This is a genomic window from Veillonella sp. 20925_1_51 (assembly GCF_041431445.1).
GTDB lineage: Bacteria > Bacillota > Negativicutes > Veillonellales > Veillonellaceae > Veillonella > Veillonella nakazawae.
In genome coordinates, this window is sequence record NZ_JAPVXT010000003.1 from 124,293 (window position 1) to 140,558 (window position 16,266).

At 35.1% G+C, this 16,266-nt stretch carries 21 protein-coding genes; all 21 read left to right on the forward strand.

Annotation, left to right across the window (positions count from 1 at the left end):
• The first annotated feature begins 31 nt into the window (after positions 1-31).
• The 21 genes from O3607_RS04570 to O3607_RS04670 all read left to right on the forward strand — a co-directional run bounded on the left by O3607_RS04570 (position 32) and on the right by O3607_RS04670 (position 16,265).
• On the forward strand, positions 32-325 hold the full coding sequence (locus tag O3607_RS04570; RefSeq protein WP_371443409.1) for an HNH endonuclease signature motif containing protein: 294 nt from the start codon (positions 32-34) through the stop codon (positions 323-325).
• A gap of 37 nt (positions 326-362) precedes the next feature.
• Complete coding sequence (locus O3607_RS04575; protein WP_371443410.1) at positions 363-758, forward strand: HNH endonuclease signature motif containing protein; 396 nt, start codon at positions 363-365, stop codon at positions 756-758.
• A gap of 114 nt (positions 759-872) precedes the next feature.
• Positions 873-1,235: a hypothetical protein gene (locus tag O3607_RS04580; RefSeq protein WP_277297713.1), complete on the forward strand. Its 363-nt coding sequence runs from the start codon at positions 873-875 to the stop codon at positions 1,233-1,235.
• A complete protein-coding gene (locus O3607_RS04585; RefSeq protein WP_371443411.1) occupies positions 1,232-2,893 on the forward strand; it encodes a terminase large subunit in 1,662 nt (553 codons plus the stop codon). Before O3607_RS04580 ends, O3607_RS04585 begins: the two co-directional genes overlap by 4 nt.
• A gap of 13 nt (positions 2,894-2,906) precedes the next feature.
• The gene (locus O3607_RS04590) at positions 2,907-4,175 is read left to right on the forward strand and encodes a phage portal protein (protein WP_371443412.1); all 1,269 of its coding nucleotides are present in this window, start codon (positions 2,907-2,909) and stop codon (positions 4,173-4,175) included.
• Positions 4,117-4,707 (forward strand): HK97 family phage prohead protease, encoded by a 591-nt coding sequence (locus O3607_RS04595; RefSeq protein ID WP_371443413.1) that lies wholly within the window; start codon positions 4,117-4,119, stop codon positions 4,705-4,707. Before O3607_RS04590 ends, O3607_RS04595 begins: the two co-directional genes overlap by 59 nt.
• A 55-nt stretch (positions 4,708-4,762) precedes the next feature.
• On the forward strand, positions 4,763-5,914 hold the full coding sequence (locus tag O3607_RS04600; protein ID WP_371443414.1) for a phage major capsid protein: 1,152 nt from the start codon (positions 4,763-4,765) through the stop codon (positions 5,912-5,914).
• 9 nt (positions 5,915-5,923) lie between these two features.
• Positions 5,924-6,229 carry a head-tail connector protein gene (locus O3607_RS04605; RefSeq protein ID WP_195186478.1) on the forward strand — a complete coding sequence of 102 codons (306 nt, stop codon included), beginning with the start codon at positions 5,924-5,926 and terminating at the stop codon, positions 6,227-6,229.
• Positions 6,222-6,563, forward strand: coding sequence for a phage head closure protein (locus O3607_RS04610; protein WP_279007775.1), 342 nt, complete (start codon positions 6,222-6,224; stop codon positions 6,561-6,563). Before O3607_RS04605 ends, O3607_RS04610 begins: the two co-directional genes overlap by 8 nt.
• 26 nt (positions 6,564-6,589) lie before the next feature.
• On the forward strand, positions 6,590-6,964 hold the full coding sequence (locus O3607_RS04615) for an HK97 gp10 family phage protein (protein WP_371443415.1): 375 nt from the start codon (positions 6,590-6,592) through the stop codon (positions 6,962-6,964).
• Positions 6,957-7,421, forward strand: coding sequence for a DUF6838 family protein (locus O3607_RS04620; RefSeq protein WP_371443416.1), 465 nt, complete (start codon positions 6,957-6,959; stop codon positions 7,419-7,421). Before O3607_RS04615 ends, O3607_RS04620 begins: the two co-directional genes overlap by 8 nt.
• Positions 7,421-8,566 carry a phage tail sheath subtilisin-like domain-containing protein gene (locus O3607_RS04625; protein WP_371443417.1) on the forward strand — a complete coding sequence of 382 codons (1,146 nt, stop codon included), beginning with the start codon at positions 7,421-7,423 and terminating at the stop codon, positions 8,564-8,566. The genes O3607_RS04620 and O3607_RS04625 overlap by 1 nt, the downstream gene beginning before the upstream one ends.
• A gap of 12 nt (positions 8,567-8,578) precedes the next feature.
• Positions 8,579-9,013: a phage tail tube protein gene (locus O3607_RS04630; RefSeq protein ID WP_195395044.1), complete on the forward strand. Its 435-nt coding sequence runs from the start codon at positions 8,579-8,581 to the stop codon at positions 9,011-9,013.
• Between the two features lie 3 nt (positions 9,014-9,016).
• Positions 9,017-9,424, forward strand: coding sequence for a hypothetical protein (locus O3607_RS04635; RefSeq protein WP_371443418.1), 408 nt, complete (start codon positions 9,017-9,019; stop codon positions 9,422-9,424).
• A gap of 154 nt (positions 9,425-9,578) precedes the next feature.
• The gene (locus O3607_RS04640; protein ID WP_371443419.1) at positions 9,579-11,978 is read left to right on the forward strand and encodes a phage tail tape measure protein; all 2,400 of its coding nucleotides are present in this window, start codon (positions 9,579-9,581) and stop codon (positions 11,976-11,978) included.
• A complete protein-coding gene (locus tag O3607_RS04645; RefSeq protein WP_195186486.1) occupies positions 11,978-12,697 on the forward strand; it encodes a phage baseplate protein in 720 nt (239 codons plus the stop codon). The genes O3607_RS04640 and O3607_RS04645 overlap by 1 nt, the downstream gene beginning before the upstream one ends.
• Positions 12,694-13,746 carry a hypothetical protein gene (locus tag O3607_RS04650; RefSeq protein WP_195186487.1) on the forward strand — a complete coding sequence of 351 codons (1,053 nt, stop codon included), beginning with the start codon at positions 12,694-12,696 and terminating at the stop codon, positions 13,744-13,746. Before O3607_RS04645 ends, O3607_RS04650 begins: the two co-directional genes overlap by 4 nt.
• Positions 13,730-14,167: a DUF2577 family protein gene (locus O3607_RS04655; protein ID WP_371443420.1), complete on the forward strand. Its 438-nt coding sequence runs from the start codon at positions 13,730-13,732 to the stop codon at positions 14,165-14,167. Before O3607_RS04650 ends, O3607_RS04655 begins: the two co-directional genes overlap by 17 nt.
• On the forward strand, positions 14,160-14,591 hold the full coding sequence (locus tag O3607_RS04660) for a DUF2634 domain-containing protein (RefSeq protein WP_316113078.1): 432 nt from the start codon (positions 14,160-14,162) through the stop codon (positions 14,589-14,591). The genes O3607_RS04655 and O3607_RS04660 overlap by 8 nt, the downstream gene beginning before the upstream one ends.
• Positions 14,591-15,646, forward strand: coding sequence for a baseplate J/gp47 family protein (locus O3607_RS04665; protein ID WP_371443421.1), 1,056 nt, complete (start codon positions 14,591-14,593; stop codon positions 15,644-15,646). The genes O3607_RS04660 and O3607_RS04665 overlap by 1 nt, the downstream gene beginning before the upstream one ends.
• A complete protein-coding gene (locus tag O3607_RS04670; RefSeq protein WP_371443422.1) occupies positions 15,639-16,265 on the forward strand; it encodes a putative phage tail protein in 627 nt (208 codons plus the stop codon). The genes O3607_RS04665 and O3607_RS04670 overlap by 8 nt, the downstream gene beginning before the upstream one ends.
• Position 16,266: the final 1 nt, after the last annotated feature.

A 16,266-nucleotide genomic window follows, 5' to 3' on the forward strand; every position in this document is an offset into this window, starting at 1 on the left:
GCGGTCCTTTTTAGTTTATATGAGGAAATTGATGAAGCATAAAAGAATTACATCCAAAAAAACGATACAAGAAATTCGGAAGTCATATTGTGAAATATGCGGACAAAGAACAAATATAGAACCACATCATATTAATACACGTGGTAGTGGCGGTGGAGATATTAAGGAGAACTTAATACAACTCTGTACGCAATGCCATATCAATACACACAGTGGACAATATCCAACTAAAGATGATTGCTTAAATAAAGTAGCAGAGCGTGAAGGTATTACATATGATGAAGCATATGCAATTAATCGTAGAGCAATGGGATATGATGTATAAAATATAGTGGCCTAGAAAAAAGGGGATATTTTAAAAAATGGCAAAAGAGTATTCTAAAAATTTCTATAATTCATATAGGTGGAGAAGATGTGCAAAGGCATATGCAGAATCAAAGCTTTATATATGCGAAAGATGCCATGGATTAAAAAGTATCAATAAGGCAGATGGGACTAGACAACGTTGGGTAGTACATCATAAAAAGCCACTAAACCCAAACAACATTAACAATGATGCGGTTGCATATGGTTGGGATAATCTTATGTTCTTATGTATTGAATGTCACAATGCAATACATGCAGAGCTAGATGCTATGACGATACCTACTGGATTGACGAGCGGTGCAAGCCTATTAGTTAGACCGACACGTGGGATGATATTCAACGAGTTAGGTGATTTAGTAGCTGTAAATGATAATGAACATGATAATAATTAACTCCCCCCCCATATTTTTATGGTGAAAATATTTTTTTCTACACCGGGGCAGCAGTTTCGTTTAAAACACAGGTCGCACATGTGAGGGGTGTGGTTAACAAAGGAGTGATTGGAGTTGACAAATGAAGAAAAAGAAAAAATAAAAAAGAAGAGAATTGCAGAATATAACAAGATTTTCAAGGAACTTCCACAAGAAAAGAAAAAGTTAATCAGAAAATCAATTGAGCAAGCTGTACACATGGAAATGCAGTTAGATGAGCTACAAATTCAGTTAGAAAAAGTTGGATTTGTGGAAGAATACTGCAATGGAAATAATCAATTTGGTAAAAAAGAATCGACTGAATCTAAGGCATATAACACGTTGATGAAAAATTATATTGCTATCATAAAAGTACTGTTGAGCGAGTTGCCACAGACTAAAAATGAAGATGATGACGAAGAATTTAAAAAATTTATTATGGAACGTGTTAGACGATGAACCCAATAAGAGAATACTATAACCAAATTATTGATGGTGAAATAGTTGTATCTGATCGTGTTCGTAGAGTATACAAGCATTTAGTCGATAAGTTAGAAAACCCTAGTCAATACATTTATGATAAAGACAGGGCAGAAGTTGCAATTGATTTCATTGAGCTATTTTGCAAACATTCTAAAGGTAAATGGGCCGGAAAACCAGTAATCTTAGAGTTATGGCAAAAAGCTATGATTGCAGCATTATTTGGATTTGTTGATAAAGATACTAAAGCAAGAGAATATCAAGAACTTATATTGATAGTGGCACGTAAAAATGGTAAGTCCACTGTAGCGGCCGCAATAGGCCTTTTTTTATTGATTGCAGATGGTGAAATGGGCGCTGAAATATATAGTGCTGCAACAAAGAGAGACCAAGCAAAAATTATATGGGATGAAGCGGCCAAAATGATTAAAAAAAGTAAGTCGCTAAATAAAGTTTGTCATATTCGTGTAAATAGAATTTTGTGTGATGTGAATGATGGTAAGTTTGTACCGCTTGCATCAGACTCAAATAATCTTGACGGATTAAATGTTCATGGGGCCTTAATTGATGAATTACATGCTATCAAAGATAAGAATTTATATGATGTTATCGTTGATGGTATGAGCGCACGTGAACAACCACTAACTATTATTACAAGTACAGCTGGTACAGTTCGTGAAAGTATTTACGATATTAAATATGATGAGGCTTGTCAGATTGTAGATGGGTATGATGATGAACAAGGCTATAAAAACGAACGCATCTTACCAATAATTTATGAGTTGGATAGTCGCAAGGAATGGACTGATCCTAATTGCTGGACAAAAGCTAATCCGGGTTTGGGAACGATTAAGAGTGTTAGTCAATTAGCTGAAAAAGTTAAATCTGCACAAAATAATCCAATTCATGTAACCAATCTTCTTACAAAGGATTTCAATATTCGTGAAACATCATCAGAAGCATTCTTAACATTTGAACAATTAAATAATACAGCAACATTTGATATAGGAGAATTAAAGCCTAGATATGGTATAGGTGGTATAGATTTATCTGGAACTACGGACTTAACATGTGCCACATTGCTATTTATGGTGCCTAATGATCCTGTAAAATATATCAAGCAAATGTACTGGATACCAGAAGATTTATTTGAAAAACGAGTAAATGAAGATAAAGTACCATATGATGTATGGTACAAAAGAGGATTTATACGAAAATCACCGGGCAATAGAATTGATTATAGGTTAATTGTTGAATGGTTTAAAGAAAGACAAATGGAAGATGATATCTATTTATATAAATGTGGGTACGACGGATGGAGTGCAGTATATTTTGTAGAAGATATGAAATCAGAGTTTGGTCGTTCTGTAATGAACCCAGTCATTCAAGGCAAGAAAACATTGAGTGGGCCAATGAAAGCACTAGGTGCAGAATTAGAAGCAAAATTAATCAACTATGATAACAATCCTATATTGAAATGGTGTATGGCTAACGTGGAAATAGATGTAGATCGTAATGGCAATATCCAACCAACAAAATCGATTCATGCAAAGAAAAGAATTGATGGATTTGCATCAATGTTAGATGCATACGTTGAGTATGAAAGAAATCAAGAAGATTACCACAATGTAATTTAGGAAAGGAGGTGAAATGATGAACTATCGAAATATCTTTAATAAAATATTTGGATTTGGAAATACTGATAAAGCTAATTTGACTGGGGCAGAGTTCCTAGATGGATATACGAATGTATTTACCCCTTTTAGTGGAGTGCCATATACAGATACCACGTTTAGAGATTGTACAGATACGATTGCTAGACATTTAGGTAAAATGAAGCTTAAACATGTCAGACGAACAGATGCTGGAATGGTGTCAGGGTTACAATCTATCAATCATATATTAGGAACAAGACCAAATCCATTCATGACGGCAAGTGAATTTCTTGAAAAGGTTGTTGCACAGTACTTTAACTACAACAATGCTTTCATTTATATCCAGCGTGATATGAATGGTGTAATTACTGGGCTGTATCCATTAGATTTTGGCAGTGTTGAAATTAAGGTAGACACTGCAAATAATTTATATGTGAAGTTCCAGTTTATTAACGGTAAAAGCATGACTGTACTATATGATGCGGTGATTCACATTAAAAGGCATTTTAACACTCATCAATTATTTGGCGAGGATAATTCAAAGGCTTTGAAAGAAGATCTTGATTTATTACATGCCGTAAAAGCAGCAATCATTAATTCTGTCAAAAACGGAAATTCACTACGTGGGATTATCAATTTTGAAGGAACAGTTCGTGAAGATGACCAACAAGCATTGTGGAAACAATTTACGGAAAGATATGTATCAAATGCAAATGGCAGTGGTATTGCAACGCTAGATAACAAGGCTACATTTCAACAACTTACAACTACCATAAGTACATTCAACAAAGGACAAATGGACTTTGCTAGAGATATGGTGTATAAGCACTTTGGGCTTAACGAAAAAATTGTTAGTGGGGATTACACAGAGGATGAATACATAGCATTCTATGAATCTGTACTAGAGCCTATTGCTATTAAGCTAACACAGGAGTTCACAGAAAAACTGTTTACTAGCCGTGAAAAAGGACATGGGAATGAAATCATAATGGAAAGTAATCGATTATCTTACATGTCTGTTGCTAGTAGAATTAAAGTAAGTCAAGCACTATTGCCTACAGGTGCAGTTACTGTGAATGAAATCCGTGAAATCTTTGGGTATGAAGGTGTCGAAGGTGGAGATGAACGTCTTGTAAGTTTAAACTTCGCTAAGTATCAAGACCTTTCAGAATATCAAATAAATGCATCGAAAGGAGGTGATACAAATGAGGAAGAACCGAAAAATGGAACACAGAATGATGACGGTGCAGGCGATACAGAATGATACAGATGATATTCAAAAACGAACAGTAGAAGGATATGCCGCAGTTTTCAATGAAGAAACGCTAATTTGGAAATCTGATTATACTGGATATGAATATCGAGAAGTGATTTTACCAGGCGCATTTGATAATACTGATTTTAGTCAATGCGTATTGAATTACAATCATGGCGGTATGCTATTTGCTAGAACCGCTAGTGGAACATTGCAATTAACTGTTGATGAAAAAGGATTGAAATTAACAGGGGATGTAGCAGATACTTCGATTGGAAACGATGTGTATTCTTTAATTAAACGTGGTGATCTAAATAAAATGTCATTTGCCTTTATTGTTAATGGTGAAGAAGAAGAGATTGACCGAGAAAATAAAGTCTATACACGGAAAATTAAATCAGTAAAAGCGGTATATGACGTATCTATTGTAGATAACCCTGCATATAAAGGCACATCGGTTAGTGCTAGGGCAAATGGGGACTATGAGAGATATGAAGATATCGAAAAAAGAAAACGGCTAACATTATTGGCCATGACATAAAAAGTATTAGACACGCAGTAAGCGTGTTTTTTTATTACCTAAAAGGAGAGATAATATGAATCGTTTGGAACAAATTAGACAACGTAGAGCAGAATTGCGTGCAATGTTGGAAGACACTACACAAGTTAACTTGAATCTTGATGAAATTGAAACTGAGTTGCGTGCATTGGAAGCAGAAGAAACTGAACTAGAACGTAGAACAGCAATTTTGAATACTGTTCCTACTGCTACTACAGTGCCTGTACCTGTAGGAGAACAACGTGCACAAGGTGCAGAAGTATTTGATTCTGTAGAATATCGCAATGCATTCATGCAATATGTAATGAACAATACACCAATTCCTGCTGAATTACGTCAAAATGAAAATACATTAACTACAGATATTGGTGCAGTAATCCCACCTACAGTTTTGAACAAGATTGTTCAAAAAATGGAAAGTGTTGGTATGGTATTGCCATTAGTTACCAATACAAACTTTAAATCTGGTCTTGCAATTCCAACAAGCAATGTGATGCCTGTGGCTACATGGGTAGCTGAAGGAGCGGGTTCTGATCGTCAAAAAGCAACAACTGGTAATATCCAATTTGGTCACTTCAAACTACAATGCCGAGTATCTATTTCTTTAGAAACATCTGTAATGGCATTATCTGCGTTTGAAAATATGATTTCTAATAACGTATCCAAAGCAATGGTTAAAGCTATTGAGAATGCTATTATCAATGGTACTGGTAACGGTCAACCTACAGGTATTTTAAAGGATGCGGCTGCTGGTGTGAAATTAGATGTTAAAGATTTTGACTATGAAACACTTGTAAAAGCAGAAGGCGAACTACCTGTTGAATATGAAGAAGGTTCTGTTTGGGTAATGACAAAGAAAACCTTTATGAACATTGAAGGTATGACAGATAAGAATGGTCAACCAATTGCACGTGTTAATTATGGCATGGGTGGGAAACCAGAACGCTCTATTCTTGGCCGTGGCGTATTAATTGTGCCTTATCTTAAAAACATTGATGCGGCTACAACAGGTGATATTGTAGCGTTCATTTATCGATTTGAAGATTATGCATTAAATACTAACTATCAAATTGGTGTAAAAACATATGAAGATAACGAAACAGATGATATTGTTCGTAAATCTACAATGATTTGTGATGGCAAGCCTGTCGATACAAATTCTTTGGTTAAATTAGCGAAGAAAGCATAGGTGTAATTTATGTTGACGGTAGAAGATGTAAAACTTTATTTACGAATTGATGAAGATATTACAGAAGATGATATGTTTATCGATGAATCTATCTCTGCTGCTGTCACGTATATTGAGCAAATGACTGGGAAACCATATATTGACGAGCCACTATACCGTAGAGCCGTTCAATATATGGTTGCTCATTGGTACGAAAATCGTGAGGCAACTTCCTCAAAAACATTTGTTCATGATTTACCATTCACGCTAGCTCCTATAATTCGTCATATTGCACTATCTAAAAATTATCCTAAAGAGGTGACAGAGAATGCTTAATATAGACGGAATCGGAAGATTAACGAAACGAATTGAAGTATTGGCGTATCAAGATATTGAAAGCAATGGAATTACTAAGCAAAAATTAGTAAGGCTAATTCCAAATAGAATTTGGGCACGTATTGAACCATTACGTGGCAGACAATATCTGGAAATGTATAAAGAAAAAGTAGACGAATTATATAAGATTACAATCAGATACAGAAGTGGAATAACTGATGGTGTGCTAATCAGATATAAGGATGTAGTCTATAAAGTTAAAACTGTAATTGATCCATATGAAGAGCATACAAAGTTAGAATTGATGTGTCATATCTATAAACGAGGGAAATAATGGATATAAAAACTTTCATGGGGAGATTGGACTCGTACATTAAAGAGTATCCATTAGAGGCGGAAAAAGCTATGCGGAAAGAAGCGAACCGAATGAAGAAGGAATTGGTTAGCGCATCACCTGTTGGTAAAGGTAGAAAACGCAAAATTTCCAAGAGCTGGAAAATGGCAATCAATGGTAATAGTAGCAGTACGCTAGAAGCAACCTTGCGAAATACATCACCTCATTTTCATTTAGTTGAACGTGGGCATGTGATGAAAACTATGCATGGAAAAATTAAAGGATTCAAACAGGGGACATTTTTCTTTAAACGAACAGTTGAAAAGAATCGTAATGATATAAGAGAAGCTGTTGGTGGACACATGTTTAAAAAGCTGAGGAAGAAGATAAAGAATGGCTAACCGATTATCACAAGTGGCAATATGGAAAGCTGTGGCAAAGAAAATACATGAAGAATATAAATGCACGGTATATAGTGATGAGGTTTTAGAAGAGTTCACTATGCCGTGTTTTTTTGTAAAACTTTTAATGAGTTCAGAGATGCAAACAAAGAACTTCATTAAAAGAAATGTAACTATCATTGCTACATATTTTCCTAGCAATGAAGATAAGGATGAAGAACACTATTTAACAGTATTTGATAAATTTTTAATATTGTTTCAAATGGGGTTTCCTGTTGGTGATCGTTACTTACATGTGGATGATATTCAGCAAGATAGAGTAGGAGAGGAAGACGATATCTTACAAATCACAATGGATATCACATTTATGGATACAACAGGACGAATTGAAAAAATGAAAGAAGAAGGCGTCATGATGGGTGACGTCTCATTAACAGTAGAAGTGGAGGATACATAATGGCTAAATTAGGAATGCCTACGGTTGTAGTTAAATTTATTGAAGCTGGTATTGAAGCCATTCAACGATCTCAACGTGGGATTGTTGCATTGATTTTAGAAGATACAAAGCAAGTAATTGATAAACTAGCAACAAAAACCAATGGACACGAAGTATTACCAAATCCATTCTTGGTATATACAGTAGATGATATTCCAGAGGAACTATCTGATAAAAACAAGGATTACATCCTAAAAGCATTAAAAGGTAATAACAAACCACCTTTGAAAGTTGTTGTATATATGATGCAACAAGGTGGCGATAAAGCTGGTGCAGATAGATTCCAAGAACCATTAAAAGCAATGCTAACAGAACGTTTTGATTATTTAGCAATTCCGACAATTGAAACTGCTCAATTAGAGTATGTTGCAACGTGGGTGAAAACAGCACGTGAAAATAAATTCAAAAAAATTAAGGTGGTATTGCCGGGTTCTAATGCAGATTACGAAGGTGTAATTAATTTTGGTAATACTAAGGTTGTTACAGCAGATCGTGAGTATAAAGCAGCAGAATATACCGCACGCATTGCAGGTCTTGTTGCAGGCACAAATATGACACAAAGTGCTACATATGCACCATTAACAGAAGTCATTGATTGTGACCGTCATACTCAAGATGAGATGGATACAATGGTGAATGAAGGTAAATTCTTCATTTGGTATGATGGCGAAAAGTTTAAAATGAGTCGTGCCATGAACTCTTTGGTAACAACAAGCCAAGGAAAACTAGAAGGATATCAAACAATTAAAATTGTAGACATTATGGATATGATTTATGACGATATCAGAAAAACCGCACAAGATTCTTACATTGGTAAATATACAAATGATTATGAGAACAAATGTTTGTTGATTAGTGCGATTCTAGGTTATTTCAAACAATTGGAAAATGAACGATTGTTACAAAAAGATTACTCTACATGTGAAATTGATTGTGAAGCAGTTCGAACATACCAATTATCCCATGGCCTATTCACAAAAGAAGAATTAGCAAAAATGAGTGATGATGAAGTTAAAAAATTGGATACTAAGAAAATTGTATTCTTAAAAGCAAAAGTAAGACCGCTTGATGCAATGGAAGATATCCAATTACCAATTAATATTTAATAGGAGGAACACATGGAGAATTTTGCAGCGCAACAGGTAATGACAGGCTCTCATGGGCAAGTATGGTTAGATGGTTCTTTGGTATCACAAGCTACAGCCGTTAAAGCTACAATTAAATTAAGCAAAGAAGAAGTTAAAAAAGCCAAGACAATGAGTAAACAATATAAATATGTTGGTTATGAAGGAACAGGCAGTTTAACTATGAACAAAGTATCTTCTTTGATGATTAGTAAAATGGCTGAAAACCTAAAAAAAGGTAAAGCTACTGTGTGCCAATTGGTAATTCAATTAGATGATCCTGATGCTAAAGGTGTAGAAACAGTAACCTTGTATGATGTAACTTTTGATTCTCTAGACCTTGCCAATTGGAAAGTAGGCGCATTGGTAGAAGAATCTGTAGACTTTACATTTACAGAATTTGACGTGATTGATAAAGTGGAGGATTAATAGATGAGCAATATCATTGATAAGTTAATGGAAAAAGACCTAGATACATTAAAAGAGGCATCTAAAAAAGACTTAGAAATTACAAGATTGTCAGAGGTTTTTAAAGAACCGTTTACTGTAACAGTAAAGGAAATTAGTTACAAACGCATTGCAGACCTTCGTATGTTGGCTACTGAAGATGGTGTTGCTGATGAAAGTCAATTTTTACAGTATGTTGTAACTGATGGTATTGTTTCGCCTGACTTCGGGGCTAAAGAACTTTTACAAAAATTCCAAGTACCGTCAAAACAGGCTTTATTCACTAAGTTATTTAAAGCAGGCGAACTTGAGCTAATCGCTCGTGAAGTATTGGCTCTATCTGGCTATGGTGATAAAGCAATTAAAAAAGTTATCAATGACGTAAAAAACTAATATATTCCGATGGTGATGTAAATCTTGCCTATTACATGTATGTCAATCATGATGTAATGCCATCGGAATTTCACGAAATGGGGCATGGGGAACGTAGTGTTCTCCGTGCTTTTATGTTGCAAGAAATTAAGGACAGAGAGGAGGCGAATAAGAAATGAGTGAAGTAATTGATTTGGTGATGCGGTTACATGATGGTGTAACATCCGTATTATCTGGGATTAATTCACAAATGGCTACAACTGCTAATATGGCAGATAGGCAAGGTAGGAATTTGCAAAATATTGGCAGAGGTATTAGTGGAATTGGTAATGCATTGATGCCAGTATCTGCTGCTATTGTTGGTATGGGTGCCGCCTCTGTTAAAGCCTTTGTTGGGTTTGACTCTGCAGTAACTTCTGCTGGAGCAAAAGCAGGAGCAACGCATGATGAAATGCTTAAACTAAGAGATGTTGCGAAACAGCTAGGTGCAGATTTCCCTATAAGTGCTACACAAGCGGCAGAAGCTATGGATGGTTTAGCTGCAAGTGGTATGAATGCTAGTCAAATTATGAGCTCTTTACCATCAATTGTAGAAGCATCTGTTGCATCTGGGGAAAATTTGGAAACCACAGCAAGTATTGTATCAGGTGCACTAAATACATGGGGGCTACAAGAAGGAAATGTAGCAGAAAATGCTACACGAATGGCCGATGTAATTCAAATGGCTGCAAACAAATCACGATTAGACATGATTGGCTTTGGGAATGCAATTCAATATGCAGGTGCTCCAGCGGCTGCATTAGGAATCTCGGTAGAAGAGTTATCTACATCATTAGCTATCATGAGTAATAACAATATTGAGGCATCAACGAGTGGTCGTGCATTACGAATGATGTTAAGTAGATTAATAGACCCTCCAAAAGAAGCGGCAGATGCATTACAAAAGTTAGGAATTGTTACTACAGATTCACAGGGCAAATTTATTGGTCTTGGTAAAGTGTATGATCAATTACGAACTAAAATGCAAGGACTAACTGAAGCTGAAAAATTTAAATTAGCAGGTGACATTGCGGGCACAGAATCCACATCTGCATTACTTGCCGTATTGAATACTACAAAAGAAGCATACGATGATATGCGTAGTTCAATGGATTCTGCAACAGGCTCATCTAAAGCACAAGCAGATATAATGAAGAAAACATTGCTTGGGTCATTCAAGGATTTAGAAAGTAAAGTAGAGGCGTTAGCTATTAGCTTTGCTGATGTATTGCAGCCTAGGGTACAGAAGGTGGCTGACACAATCGGTAATCTAGCTAAATACTTTACTAATTTAAGTCCAGCCATTAAAAATACTGCAATTGATGTAGGCCTTAGTATTGTAGGCTTTACTGCTTTTGCAAAAATATTAGGGCCTATTACAAGTGGTATAGGTTCCTTGATGCGGACATATGCAAATATTGGGAAAGTATTAAGAGGGCAAAGCATTAATAATAAGCTGTTAGAAGTATCAGTAAAAGGGATTGCAAGAGCATTTAGTAGTATTGGTAGCGTAGCTATGAGGGTATTACCAATTATAGGTAGATTAATACCATTGGTGTTTACTGGTCCTGTAGGGATTGCGATAGGCGTAATTGCTTTATTAGGTCTAGCAATTTATAAAAACTTTGATAAGGTAAAACCAGTATTAGAAGGTATAGGACAATCCTTTATAGGCTTTGTGGGCATCATAAAAGGTGCAGTTAGCCGAATTGTTACAGCTTTACAGCCAATAGTATCGAAAGTAGCTGATGCTTTTGGAAAACTAATTAGTCAAGTGGCTACATCATTTGGTAGGATTTATCAACTAATGTCACCTTTTCTCAATATTATTTTTACTGTTGTAAGTAAGGTAGCTAAAGTATTGATTGGTGGACCGCTTGCAATAGCATTAGGGGCATTAGTAGTAGGGTTTAATGTAGCTATTGCAGGAATTACAGGGATACTTACATTTGCATTAACTGTAGTTGAAGGTGTTGTAAATGGAATTACAACTGTATTAAGTGGTATTACAGACTTTCTTGTAGGCGTATTTACAGGGAATTGGAGTATGGCATGGAATGGTATCGTTCAAATCTTTGAGGGGATTGTAATGCCAATCCAAAGTATATTTGATGGAGTTATTGCAGGTATTAAAGCATCAATTAATAGTTTGATTTCGGCGGTCAACGGCATTTCAGTAGACATTCCAGACTGGGTACCGGGTGTTGGTGGTTCACACTTTGGACCATTAAATATCCCTTTGCTATATTCTGGTACTGATAACTGGAAAGGTGGACCTGCCATGATTCATGATCGTGGGGCTGAAATAGTAAATCTACCAAGTGGCGCACAAGTAATACCTCATGCACAATCATTAAATTCTGCATATAATCAAGGGAAACGTAGTTCATCTGGTAATAGCATTAATGTAAATATAGCTAATCTTAATGTTCGTAATGATGGAAAATCTGTAGAAGAATTAACATTAGAAATTGCAGAACAAATTCATTACCAATTACAAAAACGTTCTATTAATAGAATGGAGGGAGCAGTATAATGTCATTTTTTGATGCAATTATGAGCTTCTTTGGAGGTAAAGGCATACCACAGGGATGTAAATTTACATTATCCTGTGCAGGGCAAAATATTATACTGCCAGTAACACCAGCTTCATTTAAGGTGGGGCGAACATATAACAATAGTACTTTAAATATTAATGCTATTGGTGAAATTAATATGTTAGGGAAAAGAGGCCTTCAGACATTATCATTTGAAGGCTTTTTTCCTGCACAAAAATATGAGTGGTCAGAAACAAATGAAACTAATCCTTATAATCTAGTAAGAAAAATTGATGGATTTGCTACAAGTGGTAAGCCATGTAAGATTTCAATTTCAAATACATCGATTTCTATGTACTGTACAATTGAGTCATTTAATCATGATGAGCATGATGGTACAAGTGATGTGTATTATGAGATGACACTCAAGGAATATAGATACATAAAACCAACATCAGAGATAAAAAATGATACTACAGGCTTACATAGTAGAATCGCAGAAGCTCCAGAAGAGCAAGCAATAACAGCATATCCACAAGAACATTTTATGGATACAGCTAATAAGGCAGTATCAAAAATAATGCCAATAGCAGAACAAGGCAAAAAGGCATTAAACATGTATAAGATGATGGTTAAAGCTGGTAAAAGTCCAATTGGTGCAGTTTTACAAGTATCTAAGCGGTCATTAAAAATGAATGGTAAGGAGTGGCCACTATGATTACACTAATAGAACATATTAATGAAAAGGATGAAAGAGTAGATATTACACATCTTATTTCTAAGTTCACATGGAGCGGTGATAGAGAAGAAGCTGCTAGAAAATTAGAGTTTTCATATGCCTATAATCCTAAAGATATATCATTTCCAAATTATTTAATTGATTTAGGTGATCGTATTGAAGTGACAGTAGATAATGCAAAGATATTTACTGGGCGTGTATTCTTTAGAAAAAGGAATACTAATGATAACACCTATGATATTACTTGCTACGATGGAATGATATACCTTGCAAAGTCGAAAGTAAGTTTAGTTTTTAATGCCACAAATGTAGTTGATGCTTTCAAGCGTGTATGCGCAGAAGTTGAAGTATCTGTTGGAAATTTGCCAGAAATACCTACAGTAGTAAATTTTGTAGCAGATAAAAAAACATGTACAGAAGTTTTTCAAATGTTGTTTGAAAAAACAAAGGCAGATATTCAAAAAGATTACACAGCTATATTACTAGCGGACGGAATTAATTTAGTAGAAAAAGGAACAGTCATTGAGGAGTATATAGCTAGGGATACATACGATGTGATAAGCTCATCACATTCTGAATCAATTGAGGAAATGGTAAACAGAGTAAAAACTGTTGATGCTGTAGGTAATGTGATTCGGATAGATAATGAAGATGAATTAATTAAAAAGTATGGTATATTCCAAGATATTTACAAAAATCAGCCAGAACCAAAGGAAAAGAAAGCTACTAAAAAGAAAAAGCCTAGCACTATAAGTACACCTAAGAAACCAAAGTTCCCTGTTGATAATGCGGCAAAAGCCAAAGCAAAAATCAAAGGAATTAAAATGGAATCAAGTATTTCTGCAATAGGTAATATGCAGTGCATATCTGGGTATTCTGTAGTAATTGAAGAAGAACAACTAAAAGGAGTATTCTTCATTAAATCTGATACTCATACATTTGAGAATAATACACATACAATGGAGTTGAATTTAGAGTACATTAGAGAACCAGAGGAAGGAGAGGGTGAAAGTGCCGAAGAAAAATAATGATCCTTACACAGGAATATTAGGCATCATGAGCAATGTGGGCGGAAACGCAGGCAAGCAAGCAATGCCAGGAATTGGTACGATAGTATCACCACCTCCCAATCTAGTTGTATCGTTCAATGGAATGGAATTAAACAGTAATTTTTTATGGGTTGATGAATATTGGTTACAAGGGCATTATAGAGAATCTAAAGGACATATCATTTCAGAAACACAACCAAGAGCAGGTGGTGGGGGATATGCAGAGTTTTCTAGCCATACACATGAAATTCATAATGATTACACAAAGACCAGAATTATGACTGATACATGGCATATAGGCGATAAAGTAATGTTAATTCCGATAGTAGGTGATGATGAAAGTACAGCAGAGCAGTACTTTGTATACGGAAAATGTAGGAGGTTAGACGGCAATGAGTAATCCATTTATGAAAGGGAATACACCAAGTAGCATTGACGTAAATAAAAATCTGCCACTATGCAAAGAGCTAGCTTGGGACTTTCAACGAGATACCTATCAATATGATAGAAATGGAAATCATAAATATGTGACTGGGAATGATGCAATAAAAGTATGGGTATGGAAAACATTAAGAGTAGAGCGCTACCGTTATAGAGCATATTATGATGATTATGGTATTGAGTTTGAACAATTCATTGGGAAAAAGCCTAATGATACGCCTAGCCAATATGATCTATTTGAATATGTAAAGGATGCGTTATTAGTTAATCCATACATTATAAATGTAGATGCTGTAAATGTAATTCAAGAACATAAAATAATTACACTACAAATAGAGTTACAAACAATTTATGGCCCAAATACGATAGGAGTTGAAGTATAATGCTAGAACCACAAAGTAAGCAAGATGTGCTAGGCCGGCTACTAGCAGATTTCAAAAAAATAGATAAAGAGGGATTGAGTACACATGAGGGGACATTTGTATTTGATACATTAAGCTCAAATGCAGTTGAGTTTGAAAAATCTTATGCAGAAATGCAGTTGATACTTGATGCGGCATTTCCACAAACTGCATGGGGAGAATATTTAACACGTCATGCGGAAGCTAATGGGGTATTTAGAAAGACCGCAACACAAGCTAATGTAATATTAACTATAACGGGCACAGCTAATACAGTTATACCTAAAGGAAGTTTATTTAGTACAGACAATGATGAAACATTTAGAACTGCTAAAGAGGTCAATCTAGGTGATACTGGGAGTGCTAAAGTATTGGCATTATCTGAACAACTTGGAAAATCTTTGAATGTAGGGGCAAATACAATCACAGAAATAGTTGGGGGGATATATGGTGTAAATACAGTTACTAATGAAGCGGCTGCTTATGATGGATATGATGAGGAAACTGATGCAGAACTTTTAGATAGGCTCCTATTAAAAGTTAGAAAACCTGCAACCAGTGGCAATGTATATCATTATAAACAGTGGGCTCGATTAGTTAATGGTGTCTTTTTAGTTAAAGTAATTCCATTATGGAATGGTCCGGGAACAGTTAAGGTTATTATTATCAATAATGAACGTGAAAGTGCTAGTACAGAATTAATTGAAAAAGTTAGGGCTGTAATTGCTGAAAACGCACCAATTGGGGCAACTGTTACTGTAGTAACACCAACAATATTTGATATTAATATTGAACTAATAGTGACAAAGGGTAAAGCAGATATAGAGGCTGTTAAAAAGGTATTAAATGAGGAGTTTAAAAAGCAAATTTTTAATGGCACATATGTATCTTATGCTAATATTGGTAAAGCTATTTTAGCTAATAAAGAAACAGGGATATTAGACTATCGTGATTTAAAAGTTAATAAAGGGATTACTAATATTGATATTACAAATGAACAATTACCAACAATTAAAGAGGTGATCGTGCATGAGTGATTTTATTAGATGGAAAGAGGTAGATATACTTACGTATCTGCCTCTTTTTATTGCAAAAGATTTAGAGTTTAAAGCAATGAGTGATGCGGATAGTAGAGAGCATGAACGCATTAGATTATTGTTAATTGAACTATTAAAACAAGATAATATTCAATCAGCAACTTATGCATTAGATAAATGGGAAGAGTTTGTTGGCATAACGCCTAAAAACGATAGTTTGAGTAATAGGCGAAACCGTGTAATAGCAAAGCTAAATAATAGCAATAGTAGTACAAAAGAGTTTCTTGAATCTGTAGCAAATAACTTTGTTTCCGATGAATCAACAGTAATAACTCCAAAGAACGAAAGCTATACCATGGAGCTAAAGTTTACAAAAGATATGTGTGAAGATATTAATAGCTTACAACAAGCGATTGATGAATTTAAGCCGGCACATATTGGGTATGAGGTTTGGGAAGAACAATTACTTGATCAAAAATTGATTGTTTCAGGACTTGTTGTAGCAGAAGAAGAAACACAAATTGGCATGAGTAAATTGTGGGGCGATGTTGAAATAGAACATACTCAATATTATGGAAGTGTAATTGGGTATGAAGAAGTAATTGAAATAGGAGGATAAT

Bases quoted from the DNA above. Each gene is read 5' to 3' on its own strand.
- O3607_RS04570 (WP_371443409.1), top strand. From the start codon at position 32: ATGAAGCATAAAAGAATTACATCCAAAAAAACGATACAAGAAATTCGG.
- O3607_RS04575 (WP_371443410.1), top strand. From the start codon at position 363: ATGGCAAAAGAGTATTCTAAAAATTTCTATAATTCATATAGGTGGAGA.
- O3607_RS04585 (WP_371443411.1), top strand. From the start codon at position 1,232: ATGAACCCAATAAGAGAATACTATAACCAAATTATTGATGGTGAAATA.
- O3607_RS04590 (WP_371443412.1), top strand. From the start codon at position 2,907: ATGATGAACTATCGAAATATCTTTAATAAAATATTTGGATTTGGAAAT.
- O3607_RS04595 (WP_371443413.1), top strand. From the start codon at position 4,117: ATGAGGAAGAACCGAAAAATGGAACACAGAATGATGACGGTGCAGGCG.
- O3607_RS04600 (WP_371443414.1), top strand. From the start codon at position 4,763: ATGAATCGTTTGGAACAAATTAGACAACGTAGAGCAGAATTGCGTGCA.
- O3607_RS04605 (WP_195186478.1), top strand. From the start codon at position 5,924: ATGTTGACGGTAGAAGATGTAAAACTTTATTTACGAATTGATGAAGAT.
- O3607_RS04610 (WP_279007775.1), top strand. From the start codon at position 6,222: ATGCTTAATATAGACGGAATCGGAAGATTAACGAAACGAATTGAAGTA.
- O3607_RS04620 (WP_371443416.1), top strand. From the start codon at position 6,957: ATGGCTAACCGATTATCACAAGTGGCAATATGGAAAGCTGTGGCAAAG.
- O3607_RS04625 (WP_371443417.1), top strand. From the start codon at position 7,421: ATGGCTAAATTAGGAATGCCTACGGTTGTAGTTAAATTTATTGAAGCT.
- O3607_RS04630 (WP_195395044.1), top strand. From the start codon at position 8,579: ATGGAGAATTTTGCAGCGCAACAGGTAATGACAGGCTCTCATGGGCAA.
- O3607_RS04635 (WP_371443418.1), top strand. From the start codon at position 9,017: ATGAGCAATATCATTGATAAGTTAATGGAAAAAGACCTAGATACATTA.
- O3607_RS04640 (WP_371443419.1), top strand. From the start codon at position 9,579: ATGAGTGAAGTAATTGATTTGGTGATGCGGTTACATGATGGTGTAACA.
- O3607_RS04645 (WP_195186486.1), top strand. From the start codon at position 11,978: ATGTCATTTTTTGATGCAATTATGAGCTTCTTTGGAGGTAAAGGCATA.
- O3607_RS04650 (WP_195186487.1), top strand. From the start codon at position 12,694: ATGATTACACTAATAGAACATATTAATGAAAAGGATGAAAGAGTAGAT.
- O3607_RS04660 (WP_316113078.1), top strand. From the start codon at position 14,160: ATGAGTAATCCATTTATGAAAGGGAATACACCAAGTAGCATTGACGTA.
- O3607_RS04665 (WP_371443421.1), top strand. From the start codon at position 14,591: ATGCTAGAACCACAAAGTAAGCAAGATGTGCTAGGCCGGCTACTAGCA.
- O3607_RS04670 (WP_371443422.1), top strand. From the start codon at position 15,639: ATGAGTGATTTTATTAGATGGAAAGAGGTAGATATACTTACGTATCTG.